A 6,980-nucleotide genomic window follows, 5' to 3' on the forward strand; every position below is an offset into this window, starting at 1 on the left:
CTACTGGAAGGCTGCTGATTCGCTCTACGGCCGATAACCCATGGCACTGGGGCCCTTGAGGCCTTCGAGGCGGGGGCCGCACCAGTCGAGCCATTGGCAAAGCTTGGCCCGGGTCTCGCGCGGGTCGATGAGTTCGTGGAAGGCGAAGGCCTCGGCCCGTGATTCGGGGACGGTGCGCCGGGCCAGTTCCTCCTCCAACTCGCGGCGCTTGGCCTCGGGATCGGCGGCGGCGGCGATTTCGCGGCCAAAGGCCACGGCCACGCCGCCCTCTACCGGCAATGCGCCGAGTTCGGCCGAGGGCCAGGCCAGTACATAGGCGTCGGCGCCGTAGTGCGCGGCGGAAGCGACACCAAAAGACTTGCGCACAACCACCGATGCCCAGGGCACGGTGGCCTGGGCCACGGTGAGCACGGCCGAGGTGCCGTGGCGGATGGTGGCCGCCTTCTCGGCGTCTTCGCCGATCATGAAGCCGGGCTCGTCGACGAAGGCGATGACCGGTATGTGAAAGATCTCGCAAAGCTCGACGAAGCGGCGCACCTTGTGCGAGCCGTTGGCGGTCAAGCAGCCGGCGTAGGTGCGGCAGTCGTTGGCGTAGATGCCGACCACCCGGCCGTCGAGCCGCGCCAGGCCGGTGACCAGGCCGGTGGCAAAGCGGCGCAGGAGCTCGAAGAACGAGCCCCGGTCGACGACGTGGCCGATCAACTGGCGCACGTCATAGGGCTTGCGCCGATCACGCGGCACCAGATCCAGGAGCTCGTCGTCGGCCCGGCTCGGGTCGTCGCCGCTGGCCTGTCGGGGCGCCAGCTCCCAGACGTTGCTCGGCAGGTACGAAAGAAATTTTCGGATCAGCTCGAGCACGCCTTCCTCGTCGTCGGCCACGGCGTCGATGACGCCCGAGCGCTCGTGCACCGGGGCGCTGCCCAGGCTCTCCTTGGTGGCCTTTTCGCCGAGCGCGCGTTCGACCAGGGCGGCGCCGGCGATGATGACCTGCGAGGTCTCGCGCGTCATGGCGCAAAAATGCGACGCCACCAGCCGCGAGGCCGGCATGCCGGCCACCGGCCCCAGCGCCGCCGAGGCCACGGGCACCATGTTGAGCACCTGGGCGACGGAACGAAAGCGCGGCGGCGTATTGACCGGCTCGCCCACCGGCAGGCCGCCGCCGGTGCCGCCGACGCTGCCGCCAGCGCCTTCGTGCAGCCGGATCAGCGGCAGCCGGTAGGTGATTGCCAGGTCCTCGGAGTAGACGCTTTTGCGCAAGCCCGCGGCGTTGGGCGAGCCGCCCTTCAGGGTAAAATCCTCGCCGCCCACGACGCAGCGCCGGCCCCCGACCAGGCCCAGGCCGAGCACGTAGTTGGCCGGCGTGAAGCCTGTGACCGAGCCGTCAGGGGCCAGTTCGCTGGCCCCCGCCGCCTCGCCTTGCTCCTGGAACGAGCCCTTGTCGACCAGGGCCTCGATGCGCTCGCGGATTGTCAGGCGGCCGCGTTCGTGTTGGCGCTCCACGGCAACGGCGCCACCCATCTCCTTGGCCAGCGCCCGCTTGGCTCTGATGGCTTCGACTTCCTTTTCCCAGGACATGATGCGCGTTCCGCTGCTGGTTTGGCGGCAGACTATAGCGCGTCGCTGCCGGTCTTGCTGCCGATGATGCCGATGTAGCCGCCCAGCGTCTCGGCGGCGTGGTCGCGTACTTCGATGGCCGCGAATCCGGCGGTCCGCATCAGTCCTTCGATTTCTTCCGCCGTGCGGATGGTGAAGCCGTGGCGGGTGGCTGCGAGCGATCGCATCATGGCGGGCGAGCGAATGCCAACGGCCAGGCGGGCGCCCGGTGCCATGACGTGAAGGATCTCACCCAGTCCAGCCGGCACGTCGGGCCAGAAGTAGATGGTGTTGACGGTCACGACACGCTCGAAGCGGCCGTCTTCGAAGGGAAGTTCCTGCGCCGAACCCGGCTCGATCACGAGGCGGCCCTCGCCGATGGCGCGCCGAAAACGGCGTCGGGCTCGGCGTACCATGTCGGGCGCCGTATCGACACCGGCAACCAAGCCGTGGTCGCTCCGGCTCAGCAGGTTGACCAGGTTGGTTCCGCCGCCGAAGCCGATGTCGAGCACGGCCTGGCCGGGCTCGACACCAAGCCAGTCGACCATAGAACGGTTCATGCGCCGATTGCCGCGGTTCATGGCCAGGGCGACGAGACTGCCGAGCAGTCCTGTCGGGCGGCGCAGGTGGCGGGCCACGAGGCGGGCGGGCGACAGCATCACGGCTGGACGATCATCTGCTGGCCTCACGCCAGTCCAGGCCCGCCGGTCAGCATGTCGCCCACCGGCAGGTTGAAGACCGCGAGCTGGAGCCCGGATTCGTTCTTGGCGGCGGCCAGATCGGCGGCGTCTTCCTCATAAGGAAACTGGATTTCCACTGCTTCGAATCCGGCCTCGGCGGCGGCAAAGCGCTGGAGCATTGGCCGTTCGCGGAACAGCATCGAGATGTTGGCGGAAAATCGGGGCATGAAATCTCTGGTCAGTACCGGCGGGGCGGCTATTCTGGCGCCAGGAAAGCGCAGACGCCAAGCCCAAACAGTGGGGAAGGATGAGCAAAAAGAATGCGCCCGAGGCGCGCGATCCGCTGTCGGCCCACCTCGGCATCAGTCACGAGGTGATTTCGCCCGGTCTCGCGGTATCGCGCCTGCGGCCCCAGGGCTTTCATCGCAACGCCTTCGGCGTCATCAATGGCGCCGTGCTGTTTGCCATGGCCGACGTCGGCATGGGCGTCGCGGTGATGAGCACGCTGAAGCGGCGGCGCAAGATGGCCACCGTTTCCATGAGCAGTAATTTCCTGCGGCCCTGCCTGGAAGGCGAAATCGTCGCCACCTCGACGGTCATCGACCAGGGCCGCAAGGTCGCCACCGTGATGACCGAGATCGAGGACGGCAACGGCGTGCAGTGCGCCGTCATGACCGGGACGTACTATATATCCGATGGAGACAAGGCGTGAGCCGCCAGCGGCAAAAAGGCCCGCTGTCCGGGCTCGATTTCGCCGGGCTGGCGGCGGGCCAGGTGCTGGTCGGCATCCGGGCCCAGGCGCTGGGGGCCGAACGCCGGGCCGCCAGCGGCACCATTGCCGTTCTGGGGCCGGGGACGACGTTGAAACAGGGCGACCGCGTGGCATTGGTCCGCCATGCCGATGACGAAGTGCGCGAGAGCTTCGCCGGCCCGGAAGCCGGGCTCGTGCCGCTGCCGCCGGGCATCTCTTTCGAGGTCGGCGCCCTGGCCGCCGCCATGCTGGCCGTTCCCTACCGGGCGCTGCTGAGCCGCGGCGGTCTCAAGCCCACGGAAAACGTCGGCGTTTTCGCTTGTGGCGGTTCAGGGCTCTACGCCGTGACGCTGGCGGCGGCGCATGTGGTTGGCATCGACGCCCGCTCGGCTGCGCTGGGCCGGGCCCGGCGGCTGGGTGCCGACCTGGTGCTCGATCCCGGACGCATCGATGCCTGGCGCGCCGTCCGCGCCCACACCGCTGGACGCGGCCTCGACCTGGCGCTGGTGATGGCGGAGGGGGCGGAATGGCTGGAACTGGCCCAGGCCTGCCTGGCGCCGGGCGGCCGGGTAGTACTGGCCGAGGCCAGCGGATCGGCGGCCTTGGCCGCCGGAGACTTGGTGGCCGGCGAACAGGCGGTGCTGGGCACCGGAGAGCCCACGTCCGCCGACCTCGAAGCGGTGTTGGCGCTGATCGCGTCCGGGCGGCTCGACATAGGCGGCCTGATGCCGCCGCGCTTTGCGCTGGCGGATATTGCCGCCGCCCGGGCCGCCGTCTGCGACGACACGCCTTGCGTGCTGCTCCGGCCCTGAGGTATGGCTCGGTCATGAACGAACAAAAACCGCGCCAAGAAGTGACGGCGCTCGATGAGCCCTTCGACCAGAACACGCTGATTTTTCACCTGCTGCTGCTGGTCAATCTTATTGCCAAGCCCTTCTTCGGCCGCTTCGACAAGCGCTATGGGTTGTCGCTCAACGAATGGCGCATCATGATGACGCTGGCCAACCAGCCGGGCATCTCGATCAGCGGCATCTGCGACCGCACCGGCATGCACATCATGAACGCCAGCCGCGGCGTGCGCGGCCTGGTGCGCAAGGGCCGCGTCGAGCGCAGCGTCGACCCCACCGACCGCCGCCGTTCGAACCTCAGGCTGAGCGACGAAGGCCTGGCCGTGTTCCACGAAATCCTGCCCTCGGCCATGGAGCGCGAGGAACTCCTCCGTGCCGGCCTCAGCCCCGGCGAGGCCGATACCTTCCAGCGCTTGCTGCTCAAGCTGATCGAGCGCGTGCGGCGGGGCGCTTGACCGTCGCCTGATAATTTACTAACATTTGTTATTAAATATGCCGTGAATCGACAGCCACAGAGATAGCAAAGATAACAGAAGCTGGCGGCACGGGAGGCAGGATGACGGAAGCGGTCCACGAGCCCGATACCGGTCCTTTCGGCGTTACCATCGCCGAGGTGGTGGCGCTCGGCCCCATGCAGCGCATGGCGGCGCAGCATCTTTCCAAAAGTCATATCGAGACGGCGCCGGTGACGCTGCTGGGCGAGGCCGAGGTCGACGGACTGGTGGCGCTACGCAAGACCCTGAACGCCGGGCGCGAAGACGCGGCCGAGCCGCGCATCTCCTACACCCACCTGATTCTGAAAATCCTGGCGCTGGCGCTGGGTCGCCACCGGCGGCTCAATTCGGCCTTGGTGGAGAAGGAGCTGCACGTCTTCGCCGACATCAACATCGGCATGGCGCTCTCGTTGCCTGATGGCAATCTCATCGTGCCGGTGATCCGCCACGTCGACCGCAAATCGCTTGACGAGGTGGCGGCCGAGGCCAGCGAGTTGGCGGCCCGGGGGGCGGCCGGCAAGCTCGGGCTCGATGACGTGCGCGGCGCCACCTTTACGCTCACCAATGCCGGCATGGTGCCGAGCGCGCGCTGGACGACGCCGATCATCCCCTTGCCCCAGGCCGCCATCCTGGGGGTGGGTGCCGTGCGCGAAGCGGCCGTGGTGCGGGCTGGCGAGGTGGTGGCGGGACACGTCTTGCCGCTGAGCCTGACTTTCGACCATCGCCTGGTCAATGGTGTGCCGGCCTCGGAGTTCCTCGACGACCTGGGAAAACTGTTGGCCGAACCCCCGACTTCGGAGCTGAGTGTATGAGTGTCGACATCGTCATTCCCGAGGTCGGCGAGGGCGTCACCGAGGCCACCATAGTGGCCTGGCTCAAGGCACCCGGCGATGGTGTCAGGGCCGGCGAGATCATCCTCGAGATCATGACCGACAAGGTCAACGTCGAGGTCGAGAGCCCGGCCAGCGGGGTGCTGAGCGAGATCCTTTTCGCCGCCGACGAGGAGTTGCGCGTCGGCACCGTCATCGGCCGTATCGACGAGAGCTAGGAGAAAAAAGTGGCCCGGGACAACGAAACATTACTCGAACTTTACCGCCTGATGGTGCTGACCCGCCGGCTCGACGGCACCATCGCCGAGGTCGACGGCCACTGGCACGGGCTAGAGGGCGAGGAAGGCGTGGTCGCCGGGCTTTACCACGGGCTGCGTGAGGGCGACGCCGTGGCGCCGCACTACCGTGGCTCGCTGACGGCGGCCTATGCCAAGGGCGCCGATCTCCGGCGCCTCTTGGCCGGGGCGGCCGGCAAGGCCACGGGTTATAACGAAGGGCGCTACCGCTCCGACGTCTGCGGCCCGCCCGAGTTCAAGATGATCGGGCTCTATTCCGGGGCCTTGGGGCCGCCCTTGGGCTATGCCACCGGGGCGGCGCTGGCTTTCAAGCTCGACGGCAGCGAAAACGTGGCGTTGGCGGTTTTCGGCGACGGCACTTCCAGCCGCGGCGATTGCCACGAGGCCATGAACCTGGCCGCCACGCTCGTGCTGCCGGTGGTCTTCGTCTGCCAGAACAACCAGGTCGCCATCTCGACCACCGACCGCGTAGGCGGTGCCGTCGCCGACCGCGCCAAGGGCTACGGCATGCCCGGCTTGGCTGTTGACGGCAATGACGTGCTGGCGGTGCATGACACGGTGCAAGAGGCCATTGCCCGGGCCCGGAAGGGCGGTGGGCCGACGCTGATCGAGGCGCTGACGTATCGGGTGGCCGGGCACTTCGTTTCCGATGCCGTCGAGGAGCGTCCGGCCGACGAAGTGGCGGCCTGGCGCGAGCGCGATCCCATCGCCGGTTTCCGCGGCTATCTGGTGGCCCAAGGCGTCAACGACGAAGCCATGCTCGACGGCATCGACGCGGCTGCGGCCGAAGAAGTGAAAACAGCCATGGAGCTGGCCAGCTCCGATCCCGAACCGGGTCCCGAGGCGCTGGGCCTCGATGCGGTTTTCGCTTAAGGCAGGGAAGGAGAAGAAAATGCCCAGACAGACCTTCCAGGAAGCCTGCGTCAGCGCCATCGCCGAGGAAATGCGCCTGGACGACGACGTCTTCATCATGGGCGAGGACATCGGCGCCTTCGGTGGCCCGCTGCACTCGACCAAGGGCCTGTGGGAGGAATTCGGCGCCTCGGGCCGGGTCATCGACACGCCCATTTCGGAGGGCACCTTCGTCGGTGCCGGCGTCGGTGCCGCCATGCAGGGCAAGCGCCCCATCGTCGACCTCATGTTTCTCGAATTCCTGGGGCTGGTGGTGCACCAGTTCGGCCTCGACGGCGGCGCCATGCACTATTATTCGGCCGGCCAGGCCCGTGTGCCGCTGGTGGTGCGGGCCAAATACGGCGTCGGACCCTTCCACGGCCACGCCTACGATTTCCATTCCTGGCTTTTGAACATCCCCGGCGTCAAGGTCGTAGCGCCTTCCAATCCGGTCGACGCCAAGGGCCTGATGAAGGCCGCCATCCGCGACGACAACCCGGTCTTCTTCCTCGAACACATGGCGCTCTACCACGCCGGCCGCGAGGACGTCGGCGAGGGTGACGCGAGCGTCGTGCCGCTGGGCCAGGCCGACATCAA

Annotated in this window: 9 protein-coding genes and 1 pseudogene; 7 read left to right on the forward strand and 3 right to left on the reverse strand. The window is 67.7% G+C overall.

Annotated elements, in window-relative coordinates:
* Positions 1-24 precede the first annotated feature (24 nt).
* The 3 genes and pseudogenes from QGG75_06510 to QGG75_06520 all read right to left on the reverse strand — a co-directional run bounded on the left by QGG75_06510 (position 25) and on the right by QGG75_06520 (position 2,500).
* On the reverse strand, positions 25-1,575 hold the full coding sequence (locus QGG75_06510) for a carboxyl transferase domain-containing protein (protein ID MDP6066893.1): 1,551 nt from the start codon (positions 1,573-1,575) through the stop codon (positions 25-27).
* 32 nt (positions 1,576-1,607) lie between these two features.
* Positions 1,608-2,282 (reverse strand): methyltransferase domain-containing protein, encoded by a 675-nt coding sequence (locus tag QGG75_06515; protein MDP6066894.1) that lies wholly within the window; start codon positions 2,280-2,282, stop codon positions 1,608-1,610.
* A gap of 26 nt (positions 2,283-2,308) precedes the next feature.
* A pseudogene (locus tag QGG75_06520) lies at positions 2,309-2,500 on the reverse strand (hydroxypyruvate isomerase).
* An 80-nt stretch (positions 2,501-2,580) separates the two neighbouring features.
* On the opposite strand from QGG75_06520, the gene QGG75_06525 reads away from it, so the two are divergent.
* The 7 genes from QGG75_06525 to QGG75_06555 all read left to right on the forward strand — a co-directional run.
* Positions 2,581-2,985 carry a PaaI family thioesterase gene (locus QGG75_06525; GenBank protein ID MDP6066895.1) on the forward strand — a complete coding sequence of 135 codons (405 nt, stop codon included), beginning with the start codon at positions 2,581-2,583 and terminating at the stop codon, positions 2,983-2,985.
* Entirely contained in the window at positions 2,982-3,836 is an 855-nt protein-coding gene (locus QGG75_06530; GenBank protein ID MDP6066896.1) for a zinc-binding dehydrogenase, read from the forward strand. The genes QGG75_06525 and QGG75_06530 overlap by 4 nt, the downstream gene beginning before the upstream one ends.
* 14 nt (positions 3,837-3,850) lie before the next feature.
* A complete protein-coding gene (locus tag QGG75_06535) occupies positions 3,851-4,327 on the forward strand; it encodes a MarR family winged helix-turn-helix transcriptional regulator (protein MDP6066897.1) in 477 nt (158 codons plus the stop codon).
* A 101-nt stretch (positions 4,328-4,428) separates the two neighbouring features.
* Positions 4,429-5,178 (forward strand): 2-oxo acid dehydrogenase subunit E2, encoded by a 750-nt coding sequence (locus QGG75_06540; GenBank protein MDP6066898.1) that lies wholly within the window; start codon positions 4,429-4,431, stop codon positions 5,176-5,178.
* Positions 5,175-5,414 carry a biotin/lipoyl-containing protein gene (locus QGG75_06545; GenBank protein MDP6066899.1) on the forward strand — a complete coding sequence of 80 codons (240 nt, stop codon included), beginning with the start codon at positions 5,175-5,177 and terminating at the stop codon, positions 5,412-5,414. Before QGG75_06540 ends, QGG75_06545 begins: the two co-directional genes overlap by 4 nt.
* Before the next feature lie 9 nt (positions 5,415-5,423).
* Complete coding sequence (locus tag QGG75_06550) at positions 5,424-6,365, forward strand: thiamine pyrophosphate-dependent dehydrogenase E1 component subunit alpha (GenBank protein MDP6066900.1); 942 nt, start codon at positions 5,424-5,426, stop codon at positions 6,363-6,365.
* A gap of 19 nt (positions 6,366-6,384) precedes the next feature.
* On the forward strand, positions 6,385-6,980 hold a 596-nt coding region (locus QGG75_06555), incomplete at its 3' end, for a hypothetical protein (GenBank protein MDP6066901.1).

This window comes from Alphaproteobacteria bacterium (assembly GCA_030740435.1).
GTDB lineage: Bacteria > Pseudomonadota > Alphaproteobacteria > UBA2966 > UBA2966.